The sequence below is a fragment of the Salmonella sp. WC3 genome, assembly GCF_042932255.1.
GTDB classification, from domain to species: domain Bacteria; phylum Pseudomonadota; class Gammaproteobacteria; order Enterobacterales; family Enterobacteriaceae; genus Salmonella; species Salmonella enterica.
In genome coordinates, this window is record NZ_CP170629.1 from 608839 (window position 1) to 629906 (window position 21068).

The 21068-nt window shown below is 52.3% G+C and carries 15 protein-coding genes and 1 pseudogene; 7 read left to right on the forward strand and 9 right to left on the reverse strand.

Annotated features, from left to right (window positions below; genetic code table 11):
* Positions 1 to 99: 99 nt before the first annotated feature.
* Positions 100 to 2367, reverse strand: coding sequence for an arginine decarboxylase (gene adiA / locus ACFK9X_RS02830; protein WP_151117891.1), 2268 nt, complete (start codon positions 2365 to 2367; stop codon positions 100 to 102).
* Between the two features lie 232 nt (positions 2368 to 2599).
* Entirely contained in the window at positions 2600 to 3532 is a 933-nt protein-coding gene (melR, locus tag ACFK9X_RS02835) for a transcriptional regulator MelR (protein ID WP_000106992.1), read from the reverse strand.
* A gap of 268 nt (positions 3533 to 3800) precedes the next feature.
* On the opposite strand from melR, the pseudogene melA reads away from it, so the two are divergent.
* Both melA and melB read left to right on the forward strand, forming a co-directional pair.
* A pseudogene (gene melA / locus ACFK9X_RS02840) lies at positions 3801 to 5156 on the forward strand (alpha-galactosidase).
* Positions 5157 to 5239: 83 nt separating this feature from the next.
* Positions 5240 to 6670, forward strand: a complete 1431-nt coding sequence (melB, locus tag ACFK9X_RS02845) for a melibiose:sodium transporter MelB (RefSeq protein ID WP_086813607.1) — start codon at positions 5240 to 5242, stop codon at positions 6668 to 6670.
* 97 nt (positions 6671 to 6767) lie between these two features.
* Here the strand turns inward: melB and fumA are convergent, their stop codons facing one another.
* The 5 genes from fumA to ACFK9X_RS02870 form a co-directional block, all read right to left on the reverse strand.
* Entirely contained in the window at positions 6768 to 8414 is a 1647-nt protein-coding gene (fumA, locus tag ACFK9X_RS02850; protein ID WP_000037202.1) for a class I fumarate hydratase FumA, read from the reverse strand.
* A gap of 95 nt (positions 8415 to 8509) precedes the next feature.
* A complete protein-coding gene (gene dcuB, locus ACFK9X_RS02855; protein WP_000899149.1) occupies positions 8510 to 9850 on the reverse strand; it encodes an anaerobic C4-dicarboxylate transporter DcuB in 1341 nt (446 codons plus the stop codon).
* Positions 9851 to 9996: 146 nt separating this feature from the next.
* Positions 9997 to 10263: a hypothetical protein gene (locus ACFK9X_RS02860; protein WP_012512896.1), complete on the reverse strand. Its 267-nt coding sequence runs from the start codon at positions 10261 to 10263 to the stop codon at positions 9997 to 9999.
* Between the two features lie 316 nt (positions 10264 to 10579).
* On the reverse strand, positions 10580 to 11299 hold the full coding sequence (gene dcuR / locus ACFK9X_RS02865; RefSeq protein ID WP_000611307.1) for a two-component system response regulator DcuR: 720 nt from the start codon (positions 11297 to 11299) through the stop codon (positions 10580 to 10582).
* Entirely contained in the window at positions 11296 to 12927 is a 1632-nt protein-coding gene (locus ACFK9X_RS02870) for a sensor histidine kinase (protein ID WP_151115471.1), read from the reverse strand. Before ACFK9X_RS02870 ends, dcuR begins: the two co-directional genes overlap by 4 nt.
* Positions 12928 to 13301: 374 nt before the next feature.
* Between ACFK9X_RS02870 and ACFK9X_RS02875 the strand changes: the two genes are divergently transcribed.
* The 4 genes from ACFK9X_RS02875 to ACFK9X_RS02890 all read left to right on the forward strand — a co-directional run bounded on the left by ACFK9X_RS02875 (position 13302) and on the right by ACFK9X_RS02890 (position 17806).
* Positions 13302 to 15731: a DMSO/selenate family reductase complex A subunit gene (locus tag ACFK9X_RS02875; RefSeq protein ID WP_151115473.1), complete on the forward strand. Its 2430-nt coding sequence runs from the start codon at positions 13302 to 13304 to the stop codon at positions 15729 to 15731.
* Positions 15732 to 15744: 13 nt separating this feature from the next.
* Positions 15745 to 16371, forward strand: coding sequence for a DMSO/selenate family reductase complex B subunit (locus ACFK9X_RS02880; protein ID WP_000816143.1), 627 nt, complete (start codon positions 15745 to 15747; stop codon positions 16369 to 16371).
* A complete protein-coding gene (locus ACFK9X_RS02885) occupies positions 16364 to 17137 on the forward strand; it encodes a DmsC/YnfH family molybdoenzyme membrane anchor subunit (protein ID WP_000544929.1) in 774 nt (257 codons plus the stop codon). Before ACFK9X_RS02880 ends, ACFK9X_RS02885 begins: the two co-directional genes overlap by 8 nt.
* A 75-nt stretch (positions 17138 to 17212) precedes the next feature.
* Positions 17213 to 17806: a molecular chaperone gene (locus ACFK9X_RS02890; RefSeq protein ID WP_001524257.1), complete on the forward strand. Its 594-nt coding sequence runs from the start codon at positions 17213 to 17215 to the stop codon at positions 17804 to 17806.
* An 83-nt stretch (positions 17807 to 17889) separates the two neighbouring features.
* On the opposite strand, the gene ACFK9X_RS02895 is transcribed toward ACFK9X_RS02890, so the two are convergent.
* Complete coding sequence (locus tag ACFK9X_RS02895; protein ID WP_023227456.1) at positions 17890 to 19290, reverse strand: DUF1996 domain-containing protein; 1401 nt, start codon at positions 19288 to 19290, stop codon at positions 17890 to 17892.
* A 303-nt stretch (positions 19291 to 19593) separates the two neighbouring features.
* On the opposite strand from ACFK9X_RS02895, the gene ACFK9X_RS02900 reads away from it, so the two are divergent.
* Entirely contained in the window at positions 19594 to 20499 is a 906-nt protein-coding gene (locus ACFK9X_RS02900; RefSeq protein WP_001268195.1) for an SdiA-regulated domain-containing protein, read from the forward strand.
* Between the two features lie 294 nt (positions 20500 to 20793).
* On the opposite strand, the gene ACFK9X_RS02905 is transcribed toward ACFK9X_RS02900, so the two are convergent.
* Positions 20794 to 21063 (reverse strand): hypothetical protein, encoded by a 270-nt coding sequence (locus tag ACFK9X_RS02905; protein WP_077906657.1) that lies wholly within the window; start codon positions 21061 to 21063, stop codon positions 20794 to 20796.
* Positions 21064 to 21068 lie beyond the last annotated feature (5 nt).

Sequence of the window (21068 nt, forward strand, 5' to 3'; positions counted from 1 at the left end):
AGCGCGGGATGGGGCCCGCGCAAAAAGGTATGACAGTATTATTGTTTTGCAGCAATACTCAGGGAATACATGCCATCCTCAAAAAAAGACTCTTTGTGATTAGGCTTTCACGCACATAACGTGATATACGCCATCAATAATTTCCGTGCCTTCGGTTTCATGCTCAAAGCCAGGGAAGTGATGATCCCAGGATTGCAGTGAGCGTAAGTAACCCACCTGCGGACTGTTTTCATCGCCAAAGTTTTCGCCGGAGAGCAGCATCGGGATGCCTGGCGGGTAAGGAATAACGGAGTTCGCCGCAATGCGACCCGGTAGATTTTCAATCGCCACCATTTCAATATTGTTGTTCACAATCGCGTTGTAGGCGTCGCGCGGGGTAATCTCCGCAACCGGCAGGGTGGAATAGGCGGCGTTGAGACGGGCGCCCGGGTTATTTTCACGTAGCCAGGCAAACATTTTATCGCCCAGGTCATGAATACCCATGTTCGCGTAAGTGTCAGGATAATCCTGCACCAGTTCCGGCATCACCTGCGCCAGCGGCGTATTCGCGTCGTAATGATGTTTGAAGGAGCACAGCGTGTTGATCAGCGTTCCCCATTTCCCGCGAGTTACCCCCATAGAGAACAGGAACATAATCTGAAAGTCGGTGGTGCGGGTCGGCACGATACCGTGGCGGCCAAGCCATGCTGTGACCAGCGCAGCAGGTACGCCGGATGCTTCCAGTTCGCCATCGTCGCCCATACCCGGCGCCAGGATACTGACTTTAATCGGGTCCAGCATACTCCAGTTATCCGGCAGGTCTTTAAAGCCGTGCCAGGTTTCCCCGGGGCGCATGACCCAGCAGTTCTGGTCAGTGGTCAGCAGTTTTGCCGGCGCGTCAGCGAAGTCATATGTTTTACCGGTTTGTGGATCGGTGACGACGTCTTTATTCCACGGTTTAAAGAACCAGTCGCCTTCATCGGTAAACTCTTTATAAAGACGCGCCATCGCCTGACGGAAATCAACCGCTTCGTCAATCACCTCTTGAGTCAGGGACAGGCCGCTGTTACCGTCCATCATCGATACCGCCACATCGTTGGATGCGCAGATGGCATATAACGGAGAGGTGGTGGCATGCATCATATATGCCTGGTTGAAGCGGGAGAAATTCACCGCGCCACGGCCTTCACGGACGTGAATGTAGGAAGCTTGTGAAAGCGCATTCAGTAGTTTGTGCGTGGAGTGGGTGGCAAACACGGTCGGACCGTTATGGTCGCCTGGCTCGCCGCGCATCGCGTAGTGATCGAAATAAATCGGGTTGAAGCGCGCATAGCCGTACCATGCTTCGTCGAAGTGAATGCGATCGCTGGTTTTTGCCAGCAGATCCTGCGCCTCTTTGGCGTTATAGCATACGCCGTCATAGGTACAGTTGGTCACTACGCTGTAAGACGGTTTCTGTCCGGCTTTGGTTTTGGTCAGCGGGCTGGCGCTGATTTTTTTCTGCAAGGTTTCAGGCTGCATTTCCTGCGGGTAGATTGGCCCGATAATGCCGTAACGGTTACGGCTTGGCACCATATATACCGGTTTGGCCCCAGTGAGGATCAGCCCCTGCTCGATGGATTTATGGCAGTTACGATCCAGTACAACGACATCATTATTCGTCATACAGGCCTGCATAATAGTACGGTTAGAACCGGAGGTCCCGACAACCACGGACCAGGAGCGGTCAGCACCGAATACGCGGGCGGCGTTTTTCTCGCTTTCGCCAAACGCGCCGGTATGGTCGAGGAGTGAACCGAGCGTGGTACGCTCAATCCCCATATCGCTGCGGAACAGGTTTTCGCCATAATAATCGTGATAAAAGCGACCGGCAGGCGTTTTAGTGAAACCGACGCCGCCCTGGTGTCCCGGCGCCGCCCATGAATATTCATGAATGTCGCTGTATTTCATCAACGCGTTAAACAGCGGCGGTAACAGTTGCTGGCGATACCGGGTCATGGCGGCAACGGCGCGTCCGGCGATAAAGTCAGCGGTGTCTTCCAGAATCCAGGCGAATTCATCGACAAGCTCCAGCAGGTCGCGGTCCAGCGATGCCGTCGCTTTTTCCCTGTCGCCTAACAGGAAAACGGGCACGTTTTGCTGACGCTCGTGAAGCTTACCGATCAATTGCCTGACGCTCAGGTGCTCATCCGGTTGTTCCATTTGGTAGCTAAACATCAGACAGTCAATGGCTTCGTTCGCGGACAAGATGGCATAGCCGTCATCGAAGGATGTCGATTTAATGACGGTAACATTTTGTTGGCTCAAGGCATCTGCCAGACGCTCAACCGCGTTGCCAACCCAGGTGTCCTGATGCAGAAACTCACTTTCAACAATTAATACTTTCATCATCTTTTACCCGGTTGTGGAGGCCGTGCAATTTACGCCTTGCCGACCCGCCGTATGAATGTGACGTGGGCAAGTATTACCCCGTCAAATAGGGGGTGTAAAGTGATGGAATAATGGTCATTTATTAGTGTTATTGTTTAATAAACAAAGGGTTAATTATTGATAGCTAGCGATTTCACCTGCCGTTTATCGACAGGTGAATTATTTTTTTGGCTGATAGTGGTATCCGGCTTTAGCCGGGCATCGTCTGGCGTCGTTGCTGGCTTAGCTTGCGGTATTGTTGCGGCGACATACCGACAAATTTGCTAAAAGTACTGTAAAAACGGCTGCTGGATCGGAACCCGGCAGTCAGAGCGACATCGAGGATCGTTTTGTCAGTATCGCTCAATAAGGCACGTACGTGATTGATGCGCATCGCCGTGATGTACTGCTTCATCGTCAATTGCATAACCCGCTGGAATATTCCCATCGCGTAATTAGCATTGAGTTTGACATGCTCCGCGACGTCGTTAATGGTGAGCGCCTGATCGTAGTTATCGGCAATAAATCCCAGCATCTGGCTTACGTAAAACTGCGCATGGCGTGAGACGCTATTCTTGTGGGTGCGTGATGTTTTATTGAGCAAAATGGGCTGCCAGCCGGAAAGGCTAAAGCGTTTAAGCATCAGGCCGATTTCATCGATCGCCAACTGGCGAATTTGCTCATTCGGGCTGCTTGTTTCCTGCTGCCAGCGCAACACTTCAAAGGTGCTAAGCTGCTGGGTCGCCAGTGATTTAACCACCATCCCGTGCGTGACATGGTTGATAAGATCGCGATCCAGCGGCCAGGAGAGAAACAGGTGCATCGGCAAACTGAAAATCGCCATCTGGCGGCAGTTGCCGGGGCGGGTAAGCTGGTGTGGCGTACAGGCCCAAAACAGGGTGATATGCCCCTGCTTTATCTGCACGACTTCATTGTTGATTAAATACTCCACATCGCCGTCAAACGGAACATTCACTTCTACTTGCCCATGCCAGTGACTGCTGGCCATTCTGTGCGGCGGCCTCAGTTCAACGTCCAGTCGTTGATATTCGGAATAGAGCGACAGCGGGCTACGGGTTTGCTTTTCATCGCCGTTGCACATGTGCGGGTCGGGCGGGAGGAGGGATATTGCTTGCGTACTCATCGTCACTCCATTTCCTGAATTATCAGAATTATGCCCCTTTAGCTGGGAGGAAACCGGGAATCCGGACACAGAATCCGTCGATATTGTAGAGCGTAGCCTGACTATCAGGCCGAATACTCTGCTTTTTACGCCATTTTGTCCCAAAAACTCAGATCTCCCGCGCGCCAGCATACGATCTGAGTTTTCGGGAATGCTCATCGGGGAAGACGGAGGTTTTCACCGGGAACGCGTGCCACCATGAAGGTGTTCACTACTGTTCTGGAGAGTCATGATGACGGCACCCAAAATTACCTTTATCGGCGCAGGTTCTACGATTTTCGTCAAAAATATCCTCGGCGATGTGTTTCACCGCGAGGCGCTAAAGTCAGCGCATGTCGCCCTGATGGATATTGACGAAACCCGGCTGGAAGAGTCGCACATTGTGGTACGGAAACTGATGGACTCAGCGGGCGCTTCTGGCCGGATTACCTGCCATACCAACCAGAAAGCGGCGCTACAGGATGCGGATTTCGTGGTGGTCGCCTTTCAGATTGGCGGCTATGAACCCTGCACCGTGACCGATTTTGAGGTTTGTAAGCGTCATGGCCTGGAACAGACGATCGCCGATACGCTGGGGCCGGGCGGCATCATGCGCGCGCTGCGGACCATCCCGCATCTGTGGCGGATTTGCGAAGACATGACGGAAGTCTGTCCGAAGGCCACCATGCTCAATTACGTCAACCCGATGGCGATGAATACCTGGGCGATGTATGCCCGTTATCCGCATATCAAATAGGTCGGCCTGTGCCATTCGGTACAGGGAACGGCGGAAGAACTGGCGCGCGACCTGAATATCGATCCCACCTCGCTGCGCTACCGCTGCGCCGGCATTAACCACATGGCGTTTTACCTCGAACTGGAGCGCAAAACGGCTGACGGGACTTATGTCAATCTCTATCCTGAATTGCTGGCGGCCTATGACGCCGGACAGGCGCCGAAGCCCAATATTCACGGCAATGAACGCTGCCAGAACATCGTGCGCTATGAGATGTTCAAAAAGTTGGGCTACTTCGTCACTGAGTCATCAGAGCATTTTGCCGAGTACACGCCGTGGTTTATTAAACCGGGACGCGAGGATCTGATTGCGCGCTACAAGGTGCCGCTGGATGAATATCCGAAACGCTGCGTAGAACAACTGGCGAACTGGCATAAAGAACTGGAGGAGTATAAAACCGCCGAGCGTATCGACATCAAACCGTCCCGCGAGTACGCCAGCACCATTATGAACGCTCTGTGGACCGGCGAGCCGAGCGTGATTTACGGCAATGTGCGTAACGAGGGGCTGATTGATAACCTGCCGCAGGGAAGCTGCGTGGAAGTGGCTTGTCTGGTGGATGCCAACGGCATTCAACCGACGAAGGTGGGGACGATCCCTTCCCATCTGGCGGCGATGATGCAGACCAACATCAACGTGCAAACGCTGTTGACCGAAGCCATCCTCACGGAAAACCGCGATCGCGTGTATCACGCGGCGATGATGGACCCTCATACCGCAGCGGTGCTGGGTATCGAAGAAATCTATGCGTTGGTTGACGATCTGATCGCCGCGCATGGCGACTGGCTTCCGGCCTGGTTACGCCGTTAATCTCCAGCCGCGCTGGACGGCAGATCCGGCGTTTAACCTCTACTAACAGAAGGCGGGCGCTGGTAACAGCGACCCGGTACCCTATGAGCATCTCTCTGACAACAAAGCTGAGTTACGGGTTCGGTGCGTTTGGTAAGGATTTCGCCATCGGCATTGTGTATATGTACCTGATGTATTACTACACCGATGTGGTGGGACTCTCGGTCGGCCTCGTCGGCACCCTCTTTCTGGTCGCGCGAATCTGGGATGCGATAAACGATCCCATCATGGGCTGGATTGTCAACGCCACGCGTTCGCGGTGGGGGAAATTTAAGCCGTGGATATTGATCGGCACCTTAACCAATTCGCTGGTGCTTTTCCTGCTGTTCAGCGCTCATCTTTTTGAGGGAACCGCGCAGGTTGTATTTGTCTGCGTAACCTACATCCTGTGGGGCATGACGTATACCATTATGGATATCCCATTTTGGTCGCTGGTGCCGACCATTACGCTTGATAAGCGAGAACGCGAACAACTGGTGCCGTTCCCGCGTTTCTTCGCCAGTCTGGCTGGCTTCGTCACTGCCGGTATAACGCTGCCGTTTGTGAACTATGTTGGCGGGGCGGATCGTGGGTTCGGCTTTCAGATGTTTACGCTGGTACTGATTGCGTTCTTTATCGCCTCGACTATCGTGACATTACGCAACGTCCATGAGGTGTACTCCTCCGACAACGGTGTAACGGCAGGCCGCCCACATCTGACGTTAAAAACGATCGTTGGATTGATATACAAAAACGATCAGCTCTCTTGCCTGTTGGGAATGGCGCTGGCGTATAACATTGCCTCCAATATTATCAATGGCTTTGCGATCTACTACTTCACCTATGTGATTGGCGATGCCGATCTTTTTCCCTATTACCTTTCTTACGCCGGCGCGGCGAATCTGCTGACGCTGATTGTTTTCCCCCGGCTGGTGAAAATGTTATCGCGACGGATATTGTGGGCGGGCGCCTCCGTGATGCCCGTTCTGAGTTGCGCAGGGCTCTTCGCGCTGGCGTTGGCGGATGCCCATAATGCCGCTTTAATCGTGGCGGCGGGTATTTTCCTGAATATCGGGACCGCGCTCTTTTGGGTACTTCAGGTGATCATGGTGGCGGATACGGTCGATTATGGGGAATTTAAGCTCAATATTCGCTGCGAGAGTATCGCTTATTCCGTACAGACGATGGTTGTGAAGGGCGGCTCGGCGTTTGCGGCGTTCTTTATCGCTCTGGTGCTGGGGCTGATTGGCTACACGCCGAACGTGGCGCAGTCTGCGCAAACCCTGCAGGGGATGCAGTTTATTATGATTGTCCTGCCGGTACTGTTTTTCATGATGACGCTGGTTCTCTACTTCCGCTACTACCGTTTGAACGGCGATATGCTGCGCAAGATTCAGATCTACCTGCTGGATAAATACCGGAAAACGCCGCCATTCGTCGAACAGCCGGATAGCCTGGCGATTTCTGTGGTAGCGACCAGCGATGTAAAAGCGTGAGCATGGTCTCTCGTGCAGGCCGGATAAGCCGGATAAGCGTAGCGCCATCCGGCAATTAACCGATAACGCGGCCCGGGAGAACACCGGGCCTGCCAGGTTATTTCGCGCAGTTAGCGCACTGTTTGCTGACAATCTGCTGGAAGAAATCGTTGCCTTTGTCATCCACCAGGATAAAGGCCGGGAAATCTTCTACTTCAATTTTCCAGATAGCTTCCATGCCGAGTTCCGGATACTCGACGCACTCCAGATGCTTAATGCTCTGCTGTGCCAGTACCGCCGCCGGGCCGCCGATACTGCCCAAATAAAAGCCGCCATGTTTTTTACAGGCATCCGTGACCTGCTGGCTACGGTTGCCTTTCGCCAGCATGATCATACTGCCGCCGTGGGATTGCAGTAGATCGACATAAGAGTCCATTCGGCCTGCGGTGGTGGGGCCTAATGAGCCAGATGGATAACCTGCCGGGGTTTTGGCCGGGCCTGCGTAATAGATGGGATGGTCTTTAATATACTGCGGCAGGTCTTCGCCGGATTCAATACGCTCTTTTAGCTTCGCGTGGGCGATATCGCGACCTACGATAATGGTGCCCGTCAGCGACAGGCGAGTCGAGACCGGGTACTGCGATAGCTGGGCGAGGATCTCTTTCATCGGACGGTTGAGATCGACTTTCACCGCGTCGCCTTCGCCCGCCTGACGCAGCGCTGGCGGAATATACTGGCCCGGATTGTGTTCCAGTTTTTCGATCCAGATGCCTTCGCGGTTGATTTTCGCTTTGATGTTACGGTCTGCCGAGCAGGAGACGCCCATCCCCACCGGACAGGAAGCGCCGTGACGCGGCAGGCGAATTACGCGAATATCGTGGGCGAAATATTTCCCGCCGAACTGGGCGCCGAGGCCAAGTTTTTGCGCTTCTTCCAGCAGTTCCTGTTCCAGGTGGAGATCGCGGAATGCCTGGCCGTGCTCGTTACCTTCCGTCGGCAGCGCGTCGTAATAGTGGGTGCTGGCGAGCTTAACGGTTTTCAGCGTGCTTTCCGCCGAGGTGCCGCCAATGACAAAGGCGATATGGTATGGCGGACAGGCTGCGGTGCCCAGCGTGCGCATTTTCTCAACGAGGAAGTTTTTCAGCTTGCCTGGGGTGAGCAGCGCTTTGGTCTCCTGATAGAGATACGTTTTGTTTGCTGAACCGCCGCCTTTCGCCACGCAAAGGAACTTGTACTCGTCGCCATCGACGGCATAGAGATCGATTTGCGCTGGCAGGTTGCTGCCAGTATTGACCTCTTTGTACATATCCAGCGGCGCGTTCTGCGAGTAGCGCAGGTTATCTTCGATATAGGTATTAAACACGCCTTTGGAGAGCGCGGCTTCATCGCCGCCGCCCGTCCATACGCGTTGGCCTTTTTTACCCATGATAATCGCCGTGCCGGTATCCTGGCAGGTCGGCAGAACGCCTTTGGCGGCGATTTCGGAGTTTCTCAGGAATTGCAACGCCACATATTTGTCGTTTTCGCTGGCTTCGGGGTCATGGAGAATGGCGGCGACTTGCTGCTGGTGTTCAGGACGGAGCATAAAAGACGCATCATGGAAGGCTTGCTGAGCCAGCAACGTTAACGCCTGCGGCTCAACGTTGAGGATAGATTCTCCATTGAATTCACTGACGCTGACATAATCGGAGGTGAGCAGATAATACTCTGTTTTGTCCTCTCCCATCGGGAAAGGCGCCTGATAGATAAACTCTTTTTTCGACATGTGCTTCCAGCCTAATAGTAAGAAAATGTATTAAGAGCCTCATAGGCCAGGCTCTAAGTCGCGCGCCGCGCATAACCGGGCGGCGCGCGCGGCCATTACAGGAATCCGTACATTGCGGCAAAGATCCAGCCAAAGACGCAGGAGACGCTCACGCCAATCAAACCCGGCAGAATGAAGCTGTGGTTAATGACGAAGCGGCCAATACGGGTTGTGCCGGAACGGTCAAACTGAATCGCCGCCAGATCGCTTGGGTAGGTCGGCAGAATATAGTAGCCATAACATGCCGGCGCAGAGGCCACGATATACGCCGGATCGACACCGATAGCCAGCGCGACGGGAACAATCGCCGCCAGCGCCGCTGCCTGGGAGTTAACAAACTTGGAGACCAGCAGCAGAACGATGGCATAGGCCCACGGATACTCTTTGACCATTTCGCCCAGCACGCCCTGAATTTCCGACATATGCGCGCCGAACATGGTTTCCGCCATCCAGGCGATCCCGTATACCGCGACAATCGCAATCATACCGGAACGAAAAACTTCGTTTTTTGAGATAGACGCAGGATTGGTTTTGGTCAGGATGATAATGAGCGCCCCGGTCAGCAGCATAAACATCTGAATGACCAGCACCATCGACAACGGTTTGCCGCCGAAGGTTGGACGTAAGTCGGAGTCCGCGCCCAGGAGAGCGACCACGGCAATCGCCGCCAGGAAGATCCACATCGCCAGCCAGTTGCTTTTCGGCAGTTTTTTATCCAGCAGCGTCGCGGTATCGCCGTACACGTACTGACGGTTTTCCGGTACGGAAATAAATTTCTGAAACGCTTCGTCTTTATCCAGATCTTTACCGCGGAACCAACTAAAAATACCGATTGCCAGGATACCGAGCAGGGTAGACGGGATGGTGATCGACAGCAGATCGAGGAACTCCAGATGTTTTCCGTCAAATGTCACGTTGCCCAGCATCGCTACCAGAGAAACAACGGCGACGGAAACTGGACTGGCGATGATACCCATTTGCGCGCCGATAGAACTGGCCGCCATTGGACGTTCCGGACGGATATTATTCTTGATCGCCACGTCATAGATAATCGGCAAAATGGTGTAGACCACGTGGCCTGTCCCACACAGAATCGTCAGGGTACAGGTGACGAACGGCGCCACAATAGAGACGTATTTGGGGTTGCGACGCAGCAGCTTTTCGGCAATCTGCAGCATCACATCCAGCCCGCCTGATGCCTGCAACGTCGCCGACGCGGCGACTACCGCGATAATGACCAGCATTACGTCAACGGGCGGTTTACCTGGCTGGAGATGGAAAACAAACACCAGAATGACCAAACCGATACCGCCCAACAACCCGAGCGCGATGCCGCCCTTTCGGGCGCCATAAAACAGACATATTAATATTATGAGAAGCTGTATACTAAATAACATTTTTATTTATCCTCGCGATAAACCCAGTCAATTTTGATAAATGGATCACAGCCATCTTCTGATTTGTGTGAATGAGCATCAGGAAATGGCGAATATTCAATGCGCCAGTGGCGACGATTAACGATTAAGCTTTTTACAGAGTTGCTTTAAGTAATTATTTTCTTGCGATAGTGATGTTCAGAGGGGAGTACCCTCTGGCGATGGGCAGGTGGAGTCAGCGAGAGCAGTAAATTATGATTTGTCTGTTTTAAAAACAGGCGTTTATTCTTTAATTTTTGTGTCTCGCCATCAGGTAAATCACGAGATAAAGCGAACAGAATGTGACTTATGTGATCATTGTCACGCCATTTTTTTAAATTATTAGTATGGCGTGTGGAGACGCGTATCTGCTCACCAATATACGTATTGTCCATAGGCGTAGCACAAGCTCCATTGCTACAAACATAATTTTATTTAAGTGTCAGGAAAATTCCGGACAAATCCCTTTTTTAATAAAAATACACACTCTCGGCATGGGATAATACTTAATTAACTTTTGTTAGCGTTTTGAAATTAAAAACAGCGCAGAGCGCTGTAATAATAGAAAATAACGTTAACAGGCCTGGGTTGAGTATATTTGATCTGACACAATTTCCCAGGTTTGTTATTAATGTGATAGCGTTTTTATTGGCATTGTTATAATAAATGTTACCAGGATATAACGCTTCGCGTCGGCTTTATGCGGTATCCTTACTGACAATATTGTTTCAGTAAAGAGTAATGTTCCGGCTGAACGCGGTAGCGGTAAACCGGCCTGCCGGTCACGCCGTAATGAATACTGGTAAACAAGATATGGCAATTCACCAGCCAGATGAGATATTTACGGCAGGAGACGCGCGAGATATTCACTTCGTTGGCCAACTCGTCGGTAGAAAATTCCTGCTCCTGATGCGCATCAATCCACTGGCATAAGGTGCGTAGCGTTTGCTGCGTCAGCCCTTTTGGTAGCCGACGAGGCTCCTGCTCGCTGGATGAATTACCGTGAATGAGCAGGTCAAGCTCAGACTGTTCGTAATACTGGCGTTTTTCCATCGCCGTTTTCTTACGTAGCCAACCGGTCAACGCTTCTTCAAAGCGCGTGGCCTGAAAAGGCTTGATCAGATAATCCACCACGCCGTAGTGAAGCGAATCTTTAATGGTGGCGGCGTCAGCGGCAGAAGAAATGACAATAACGTCGCTTTTGCAGCCTGCGCTGTGCAGGACAGGCAGCAGATCCAATCCGTTTTCCTGCTGCATGTAGATATCCAGCAGGATTAGGTCAATGTGATTTTCACTGTTGAAGATAAACTCTTTCGCTTTTTCCAGCGTCGAAGCGGTTCCACAACAATGAAAACCGGAGATTTGCGCGACATAGCGGCGATTTAACTCCGCGACCATCGCATCGTCATCGACAATTAATACATTGATCATAGGCTGGTCCTTTTTCCATCCCAGGGTAACTGTACAAAAAATTGTGTGAAGATCCCAGGCTCGGACTCCACGGAAATTACGCCGCCAAGTGCTTCAACCTGCTGTTTAACCAGCGCTAAACCGACGCCGCGTTCGGCGCCTTTCGACGAGACGCCTTTTTCAAAAATCGCCTCGATGCGCTCAGGTTCGATACCCGGACCGTCATCGCTCACTTCGCAATGCAGCCAGCCATGATGGTAGTGTAACGAGACGCTGATTTCGCCGCCGGATTCCTGGCTCAACGCTTCCAGAGCGTTTTCAATCAAATTACCCAGCGCCGTAATCAGCACCGTAACCTGATCTTCATTGTTATTATCCGGTAACTGGCTGTCGCTGCTTATCACCAGGCTGTGCCCGAAATCAGAGGCGCGAGTAATCTTACTGAGCAAAAAGCCAGCGATAATCGGCGACTTTATTTTACCTAGCAGCAAACCGATCTCTTCCTGATAGTTATTGGCCGTCTTGATAATATACGCTTCAAGCTGCTTATAACTCTTCAGGTGCAATAATCCCAGAATCACATGTAATTTGTTCATGAATTCGTGGGATCGTTCACGGAGCGCATCCGCGTAGTTCACCATCCCGTCCAACCGCTGCATCAGTTGGCGAACTTCTGTTTTATCCCTGAAGGTGGATATCGCGCCGATAATTTCGCCGTTGCTGCGCACCGGAACGGTATTCACCAGCAGCAGGCGGCCTTTGACGATGATCTCTTCATCGCGGCGCGGCGTACCGTCACGCAACACTTCGCTAATGTCCACCACCTGTGACCAGGCATGACTCAGGGTGGATAATCTGGCGTCATCCTGCGTTTTTCGATAATCGAGCAGCGCCTGCGCCGCATGGTTAATCAACGTGACTTCGCCGCTATCATCCACGGCGATAACGCCCTCTTTGATTGACTGCAGCATTGCCTGGCGTTGTTCAAACAGGGTTGAGATCTCATAGGGTTCGAGGCCAAACAGGATACGTTTCAGCACCTTGACCAGCGCATACGTGCCTAATAACCCCACCAGAGCGCCGAACAGAATGGACCAGATAATACTGCCGCGGCTATTGTTGATCTGCTGCGTAACGTGACTGAGTTCCAGGCCAATCGCTACCACGCCGATCTGCCGGTGGTGTTCATCATAAACCGGTGTGAAAACGCGCAGCGCTTTGGCAAGAAAGCCGCGATTAATGGCAACGTTTTCCTTTCCCTGCAGCGCGAGCAGAATGTCATCGCCTTTGAACGGTTGGCCGATTCGCTGCGTTTCTGGGTGCGAATAACGGATGCCCTGCATGTTGGTCACCACAATAAACAAAAAGCCATTATGCTGGCTCACCGCTTCGGCGAGCGTCTGAATGCCGCTTTCCGCAGGCGGTTTTTTCAGCCCCTCGCGAACTGCCGGAGAGTCCGCCAGCGAGCGAGCCACCGCCAGCGCTTTATCTGCCAGCGCGTCGCGCGTCATGCTGCTGATTTGCGAAAAATAGATCAGATGGACCACAACGAGCACCGAAAACAAAACGGCGCTGACCATCAGAATGACGGTAGTGCCGAGTTTCATGGGGCGTTTGCGTAACGCCCGGCATGGCAGGGAGTGTTTCATAGTGGACCTGAGCGGACGAATCGTAAGGTTATTATCCCTGATGAGGCGTCTAATTCAAAGGCATAGGCGATGTTGCTCCAGTGTTGAAAAGCCCGTCTTGCCTTGCAGGGGGCGCTACCTGCTCATGTCGACTGGCAAACGTCATGTCGTTAATTAATATCGCCGGATACCGTGATGGGTAATTTATTTTCATCAGAATTACATAAAATAATTTTTCATTAATTTTTATAATAACGTATGCGGTATCACATTTTATTTTTACTGACGTTCAGAATGCGTTTGATCACAATCAATCAGCGCTAATATTTAATCTATTATGATTAGTTTTCATTACATATTATTAATAATTATGGAAGCAATGTGAGAAATAAAAAATGGAAATAAAAAAATGGCTGAACACAACCATAACCCGACGTGATGCTATTGTCGCTACCGCAAAAGTAGGGGCGGCGGTGACGCTAAGTCAGGCGATTACGCTGCCTTTTGCTACCACTGCCCAGGCGCAGGATACCCCGATACCGAAGGATGCCAACGGCGAAACCGTCAGGCACAGCGCCTGTCTGGTCAACTGTGGCAGCCGATGCCCGCTTAAGGTTATCGTGAAAAATGATCGCATTGTGCGTATTGAAACGGAAGACGCGAAAGATGACGCGGTATTCGGCGAGCATCAGATTCGTCCCTGCCTGCGCGGGCGTTCCAGTCGCTGGCGCGTCTATAGCCCGGATCGCATTAAGTATCCGATGAAAAGAGTGGGAAAACGCGGCGAAGGAAAATTTAAACGTATTTCATGGGATGAGGCCACAGCCTTTATTGCGGCAGAATTAACGCGCGTTAGCGAAAAATATGGCCGGGAAGCTATTTATTATAATTATCAATCCGGCGCGTATTATCACACGCAGGGCAGACCCGCCTGGATAAGATTACTAAATCTCACCGGCGGTTATTTAAATTATCACAACACCTATTCCACGGCGCAAATCGCCACCGCCACGCCTTATACCCACGGTGATTATGTCGGTAGCCATTTTACGCAGATCGCGCATTCCGATCTGGTGGTGCTATTTGGCCTGAATCTCTCAGAAACGCGGATGTCCGGCGGCGGTCAGGTTGAAGAGCTGCGCCGGGCGCTGGAGACCTCGAAAGCCCGGGTCATTATTATCGATCCGCGCTATACCGATTCGGTGATTACCGAACACGCCGAATGGCTACCGATTCGCCCAACCACGGACGCTGCGTTAGTCGCCGGCATAGCGCATACGCTGATTACCGAACAGCTTCTCGACGAGGCGCTGGTAAACCGCTATTGCGTCGGCTATGACCGTAGCACCTTGCCGGACACGGCTGCGCGTAACGCCAGCTATAAAGATTATGTTCTTGGCACGGGCGACGACGGTATCGCGAAAACCCCGGAATGGGCGGCGGATATCACCGGTATTCCGGCAACGCGTATTCGCCAACTGGCGCGCGAAATCGCCTCGGCGCGCGCCTGCTATATTTGCCAGGGCTGGGGGCCGCAGCGTCATGCCAACGGCGAACAAACCGTGCGTGCTATTCAGACGCTGCCAGCGTTAACCGGCCACTTTGGGCGGCCCGGCACCAACAATGGCAACTGGCCTTACGGTACGCCGTATGGCGTGCCATTGTTGCCTGTCGGTAAGAATCCGATCACAACCTCTATTCCTTGCTATCTGTGGACGGACGCCATTCAGCATCCGGAGAAAATGACCGCGACGACAATGGGTGTGAAAGGCGCGGACAGGCTAAAAACCGGAATTAAGCTGTTTTTCAACCAGGCCGGTAATACCTTGCTGAATCAGCACGGCGAAACGAACCGCACCCGACAAATTCTCGCGGATGAATCGCTGTGTGAAACCATTATCGTGATTGAAAACCATATGACGCCCAGCGCGATGTATGCGGATCTGCTGTTGCCGGAGACCAGCTATCTTGAGGCGGAAGACCTGGTGGACAGCTCCTATGCGGCGGGATCGCATAACTATATGATTGCGATTCAGAAAACCGTTAAACCGATGTGGGAAGTGCGCAGCACGTATGACATCTGCGCGGATATCGCCGGGCATCTTGGACTGCGCGAGCAATATACCGAGGGCCGAACTCAGGCGCAGTGGGCGGAGATGCACTATCAGCAGATCCGTGAAAAACGTCCATACCTGCCGGAGTGGAGCGTGGCGAAAGAGATGGGCGTGATTGACCAGCGTATCGCTACCGAGCAGCAGAGCCTTGCGTTTGCCGATTTCCGCGCCGACGCCGAGGCTAATCCACTCTCCACACCGTCGGGCAAAATTGAAATTTACTCCCAGGCGCTGGCGGATCTGGCGCAAGCGTGGACGTTGCCAGAAGGCGAGCGAATTCCCGCATTGCCGGAATTTTGTCCGGCGAAAGAGTCGCATCTTAACAAAGCGCTGACGGCGAAGTATCCGTTGCAGTTAAGCGGCTTCCATACCAAAGGGCATACCCACTCGACCTACAGCAATGTGCTGATGCTGCATGAGGCGGTGCCGGATGAAGTCTGGATTAACCCGATTGACGCCAGCGCTCGCCAATTGAAGTCCGGCGATCGGGTGCATGTATTCAATGACCGCGGCGTGGTGGAGCTTCCCTGTAAAGTGACCCAGCGCATTTTACCCGGCGTGGCGGCGATGCCGCAGGGCGCGTGGACGCGGCTTGACGGCAACGGCGTTGATGTCGGCGGCTGTATTAATACGCTGACCAGCCACCACCCTTCGCCGCTGGCGAAAGGCAATCCGCAGCATACCAATCTGGTTGAAATTAAACGCGCTTAAGGAGTGATGTACGATGAAACAGTATGGCTTTTATGTTGACTCCTCGCGCTGTTCAGGCTGTAAAACCTGCCAGGTAAGCTGCAAGGATAATAAAGATCTGGATGTCGGTCCGAAACTGCGCCGCGTCTATGAATATGGCGGCGGAAGCTGGGTGAAAGAGGGGGAAAGCTGGCATCACGACACCTTTACCTACTACCTCTCTATTGCTTGTAACCATTGCGATGAGCCGGTATGTGTCTCCGGCTGTCCGACCGGGGCGATGCATAAACGCAAAGAAGATGGTCTGGTCGTGGTGGATGACAGTGTATGCGTCGGCTGTCGCTATTGTGAAATGCGCTGCCCCTACGGCGCGCCGCAGTTTGATACGCAAGCAAACGTGATGCGTAAATGCGACGGTTGTCTTGACCGACTGGAGAACAATCTGCGCCCTATTTGTGTGGATTCTTGCCCGCAGCGAGCGCTGGATTTCGGCCCTGTCGATGAATTACGGGCAAAATATGGCACGGAGAATCAAATCGCGCCGCTACCTTCGGCGTCGTTCACCCATCCTAACCTCATTATTAAACCGCATCCGAAAGCGAGACCCACGGGCGATACGGAAGGCGCAATCATGAACATTCGGGAGGTGCGCCATGCATGAGTTACCGCTGGTCTTTTTTACGGTCTTTACCCAGAGCGCGGTCGGCGCGTTTATTCTGCTGCTGATTGGCGGCGCAATGGGGCTGGTCGCGCCGCGGCGCAAGGCTATTGGTCTGTTCTCGGTGATGTGCCTGTTTGGGCTTGGCGTCATTGTCGGCACCTTCCACGTCGGGCAACCGCTGCGTGCGCTGAATATGCTGCTGCGCGTCGGACATTCGCCGATGAGTAACGAGATTGTCTTGTCGGCGGCTTTTGCGGCGCTCGGCGGTCTGGGGGCGCTCGGTTTGTTGCTGAACCGGGCGACGCCGCTGTGTAACGCGTTGGTCTGGTTGGCGGCGATAGTCGGAGTAGTCTTCTTATACGCCGTTCCGCAGATTTACCAACTGCCGACGGTGGCGACCTGGCGTTCATCTTACACCACGGCAATGATGATATTGACGCCGTTGATTGGCGGCGGCGCGTTGGCGGCATTGTTTGGCGTGCGCCGTCTGGGGCTACTGGTCAGCGTATTGGCGATTTTGGTGAGCTTTTGTCTGCGCCCGGGCTATATGGCGACGCTGATGAGCGCCGATAGCGCTCTGACCGCTGCGCAACATAGCTGGTTTACCGCCCAGGCGATATTGCTGGCGGCGGGCGTGGTCGGGGTGGTGGTCTGCGCACGCCTGAAATCGAGCGCTGCGGTGCTGGCCATGACGGCAGTGGTGGTTATCGCGGCGGAGTTGGCGGGTAGGATTGCGTTTTACAATCTGTGGACGCTGCCAATGTAGTTTTTTGCCCGGTTTATGCCATGTAAGCCTGATAAGCGTAGCGTCATCAGGCGAGATATTTCAGGAGCTATTGCTATGCCTTCCCGTGCTGTTTTGCCGCGTATCCTCGGCGCACTGTTTTACTACTCCCCTGAGAGGCCGGAGGTGAAAGCGTTGTTCGATTGTTTGCCAACGTTGCCTGAGCTTTACCCCTGGCGCGATCGTGGACCTATTGAATCACTGTGTGCGTCATGGTCGCTACCGGATGATGATGCGCTTACATGGCAATTTTCTGTGTTGTTTGAAGGCCAGGGAAAGATGCCCGTCCCGCCCTGGGGATCGGTCTATCTGGAAAAAGATAATTTGCTGATGGGGGAAACCACCGCCGATTATCGAGCTTTTTTACAGTCGCAGGGAATGGTATTCACTGACCGTGAACGCGAGCCGGAAGATCAGTTTGGCCTGATGCTATTAGCCTGTAGCGATCTGCTGGCACGAGGCGACAACGTGGCGGCCAACCGGTTACTGGAGGCGCATCTGCTGCCCTGGGGATTCCGCTATCTGGAATTGCTGCAACGCAATACCGTTAGCGCCTTCTATGCCCGGCTTGCCGTCGTAGCGACCTGTTATCTGCAGGATGTTCAGCAGCAACAGGGGCTACAGCCTGAGAATAAGCGGTTGTTTTTCTGAGGTATTGGTCAGGTTCTGATGACGTGCCGTAATGCTTGTGCCGCCATCGTGCCCGCTGTTGCGTCAGCGGGCACAGTTTACTATTACAGCTCCGGCGTCTTTTTGAAACCGGTCAGCATCAGCACCAGGCTCTGTTTTGAGTCCGCTGGCGTGAAGTCGTAGTGATTTCCCTGACGGTCGCCGCCGATATACCAGGATATTTCCGTTTTCCCTTCCGCCAGCGCTTTGCGCACCGCTTTATCGACATCAACCATGCGATACTCATGTGAATGGTCCAGATATAACACGGCATCGGAACGGTAGTTGATCGCCGGTTTATTGTTCCAGGACACGGTACTGACGTGCCAGTCACTGCTGGTCGGGTAAAAGAAAATTTGATCGGCGCCGTTCGTTTCCGTTTTGCCGCCAAAAAGGCGAATACGGTATTTGAATAGCGAAGCGTCCATATTGGCAGGCAGGGGCGGGATCTTGAATTTTACCAGCGTGAGCGTTTCCGGGTGCTGCGTGCGTCCGCCATTTGTCCAGTCATCCTGTACGTACAAGGTATCGACGCTGGCATGAGGCTTGTCGTCTTCGCTGCTTACCCAGGTATTTTCTTCCGCTTTACTGTAGGCGTAAGGAACCGTAGTGCCGCAATCCAGTCCCTGATTCATACACAGATCCGTCATAAACTGCGCGCCATCTTCCGTCCAGCCATTCATAAAATCGGCATGGGCGGTATAAAGACTTCCCCAGCGCTCTTCCCGGGTTTCGCCATGCATTACCGGGTCCATCGACAATTCCACTTTGGACGTATCCAGCGAGGAGATCTGCGGGAGTACCCAGGCGATGTTCATATTCACCGTTGGGATTTTGACCGGATAGTCTGCGGAACATTTCCCGTGGTCGGCATAGATAGCGTTATTGTGGCTATGGGTTGGTTTCAGGTTGACGCCATCCCAACAGTTGGGGAAAGCGATCCCGATATTAAACTGGACGGCATCGCCCGCTTTACGCAGGCCGCATATTTCGCCTACCTTGTTGGTGTAACCTTTGCCGTTGGCACATAAAAAGGTGATTGCGGTACTGGGGCCAGTACCGTGATGGTCGCCGGCCAGTAACTCCAGCCCGGCCGGGAATGGATGGAGCGGATATTGCGCTACATTTGTGGATTGATAATAGGTCTTTTGGTAGGCCGGATTTACGATTTCACCATCAGGTAATTTCATGGACGGCGCCCAGTAAGCGGAGCTGTCGGCTTTATTATCACAGGTGGTATCGGGTTGCGCGCGCAACGTCTGGTAGGTAGAGACCGCATCGGTGTGGGTGTTGCCAAAAAAGTCATGCCACATCGCCTGATTCGCTTTACCAAACATCATAATCGCGTCATCGCCCAGCGTGTGGTGATAGCCGCACACGACATGCGCCTGAGGACCGGCATGGGCCGGGAATGCGCCAGCGGCAACGAGCGTAGCCAGGCTGACGGTAATAAGGTTGAGTTTCAATTTTTTGCTGCCCGGTTGAATAGAAGTGGGAGCAGCAATAGCAGATCAAATTGCGGTGTTACATCTCATTAATTATCACTTTTTGTCATTTGCCCTGCATACAGGGGCGAATTTGCAGACGTACTATTTAAATAATTAGCCGAAACTACCCTCCTCTTGATTATGTCAATTTACAAAAAGGGTACGTTAGTGATTAAAATCGGGCTTTTTGTGATAACCCTCACTATTTCATTTTGCCTATGCTAATGGCGCTCGCCATAACCGAATAACGATTCTATCGGACATCGGCTTTATTTTTAAGAAATGCGTTACGACATCAGTCGTGACGCGATCTGCTATGGATTTTTTATGAGATTACTAAAACGCGTTATTGTGGTTGTACTCTTGGGCGTGATTTTATTTATGGTCAGGGACGATATACGCTATGTTTATCAACTGATCCTCAAATATGGTGATAAACCCTCGGCGCTAGCACTGAGTAGCTATAAAGCGGTTATTCAGCAAAAACCAGTCGCAGGAGTTAAGAGTAACCTTTCAGGTTTGACCTACTCCGCCGAAGACAGGATGCTTTTCGCCGTTATTAATAATCCCCCTGAACTGGTCTGGTTAACGACAGAAGGGCAGCTGGTAGGGCGGATGCCGCTGCAGGGTATCCACGACCCGGAGTCTATTGCATGGAGTGGGGGCAACCAGTTCCAGATAGGCAGTGAGAAAGATGGAGCGGTCTATAAAACACAGGTGGATATTCAGCGCGGCGCCATGCAGATAATCTCCATGGTGAAGCTTGAGGGCTATGACAAAGCAAAAAATAAAGGGCTGGAAGGTACGGCATGGGATGCGAAAAATGAGAGATTATATGCCGCAAAAGAAAGAAAACCCATTATGATCAAAGAAGTAGAGATGAGCAAAAATGGTATCACCAGAGCGTTGCCTTCTGCCATCACTGCGAGTGTGAGCGATGTCTCCGGACTTGAATACCATGCCCCAACGGATTCGCTGCTGGTGTTGTCGGACGAGTCAAAAATGATTCTGGAGGTCAGTTCCGAGTGGCGGGTGCGCGATCGATTGTTCCTGACGGCGGAGTGGTCAGGGCTCAGAGACGATATCCCCCAACCAGAAGGGATTGCCATGGATAATGAAAATAATTTGTATATTGTGAGTGAACCAAATCTGTTTTATAAATTTTCGTGTGATATACAGAATGACTAAAATCTATTTTTACTGTCATAGTATGCTAAAACAGAACAAGGTTATTAATACCATGATTTGACGATTGCTTGATTCGTTGATTCATTGTTGGGTATATTTATGTTTTACTTACCTCAGTAACGGATTACTTTGTGGTGTAGCGTAACGGTAATTGTCCTCCTCATATTTGCGGCAGCGTAGTCTGCCGCTTTTTTTTATAAATTAACTCTCCATGTAATAATTAACAGACAATAAATATTACTCTGTTTTTTTCAGGAGGCCTCCGAAGAGGCCTCGCAGGGTGATGTTTAGTTATCAGGCATGATTTTCTTCATCAACACTTACCGAATGCCATGTCGCCTCGCTAAGTGAAATCATTTCATCTACGCCGGAACTCTTGTTAACCGGGGTTTCCGTCGGCGATGTACCTGTAAATGTTCCACTGGCGGTATAGTCCGTATCGTTGACCGTGACCTTCACCTGAATATCCTGATGCGCCTCCACGACTCCCTTAAGGGTGACGGTGTTATCCAGACTGTTAACAGTCGATCCCAACGTTGGTTCGGCGGACGGTTGTGTATCAATAGTCA

What these genes read in the sequence shown, in the direction of transcription:
- adiA (WP_151117891.1), bottom strand. Translation starts at nt 2,367, where the DNA reads ATGAAAGTATTAATTGTTGAAAGTGAGTTTCTGCATCAGGACACCTGG.
- melR (WP_000106992.1), bottom strand. Translation starts at nt 3,532, where the DNA reads ATGAGTACGCAAGCAATATCCCTCCTCCCGCCCGACCCGCACATGTGC.
- melB (WP_086813607.1), top strand. Translation starts at nt 5,240, where the DNA reads ATGAGCATCTCTCTGACAACAAAGCTGAGTTACGGGTTCGGTGCGTTT.
- fumA (WP_000037202.1), bottom strand. Translation starts at nt 8,414, where the DNA reads ATGTCGAAAAAAGAGTTTATCTATCAGGCGCCTTTCCCGATGGGAGAG.
- dcuB (WP_000899149.1), bottom strand. Translation starts at nt 9,850, where the DNA reads ATGTTATTTAGTATACAGCTTCTCATAATATTAATATGTCTGTTTTAT.
- ACFK9X_RS02860 (WP_012512896.1), bottom strand. Translation starts at nt 10,263, where the DNA reads ATGGACAATACGTATATTGGTGAGCAGATACGCGTCTCCACACGCCAT.
- dcuR (WP_000611307.1), bottom strand. Translation starts at nt 11,299, where the DNA reads ATGATCAATGTATTAATTGTCGATGACGATGCGATGGTCGCGGAGTTA.
- ACFK9X_RS02870 (WP_151115471.1), bottom strand. Translation starts at nt 12,927, where the DNA reads ATGAAACACTCCCTGCCATGCCGGGCGTTACGCAAACGCCCCATGAAA.
- ACFK9X_RS02875 (WP_151115473.1), top strand. Translation starts at nt 13,302, where the DNA reads ATGGAAATAAAAAAATGGCTGAACACAACCATAACCCGACGTGATGCT.
- ACFK9X_RS02880 (WP_000816143.1), top strand. Translation starts at nt 15,745, where the DNA reads ATGAAACAGTATGGCTTTTATGTTGACTCCTCGCGCTGTTCAGGCTGT.
- ACFK9X_RS02885 (WP_000544929.1), top strand. Translation starts at nt 16,364, where the DNA reads ATGCATGAGTTACCGCTGGTCTTTTTTACGGTCTTTACCCAGAGCGCG.
- ACFK9X_RS02890 (WP_001524257.1), top strand. Translation starts at nt 17,213, where the DNA reads ATGCCTTCCCGTGCTGTTTTGCCGCGTATCCTCGGCGCACTGTTTTAC.
- ACFK9X_RS02900 (WP_001268195.1), top strand. Translation starts at nt 19,594, where the DNA reads ATGCGTTACGACATCAGTCGTGACGCGATCTGCTATGGATTTTTTATG.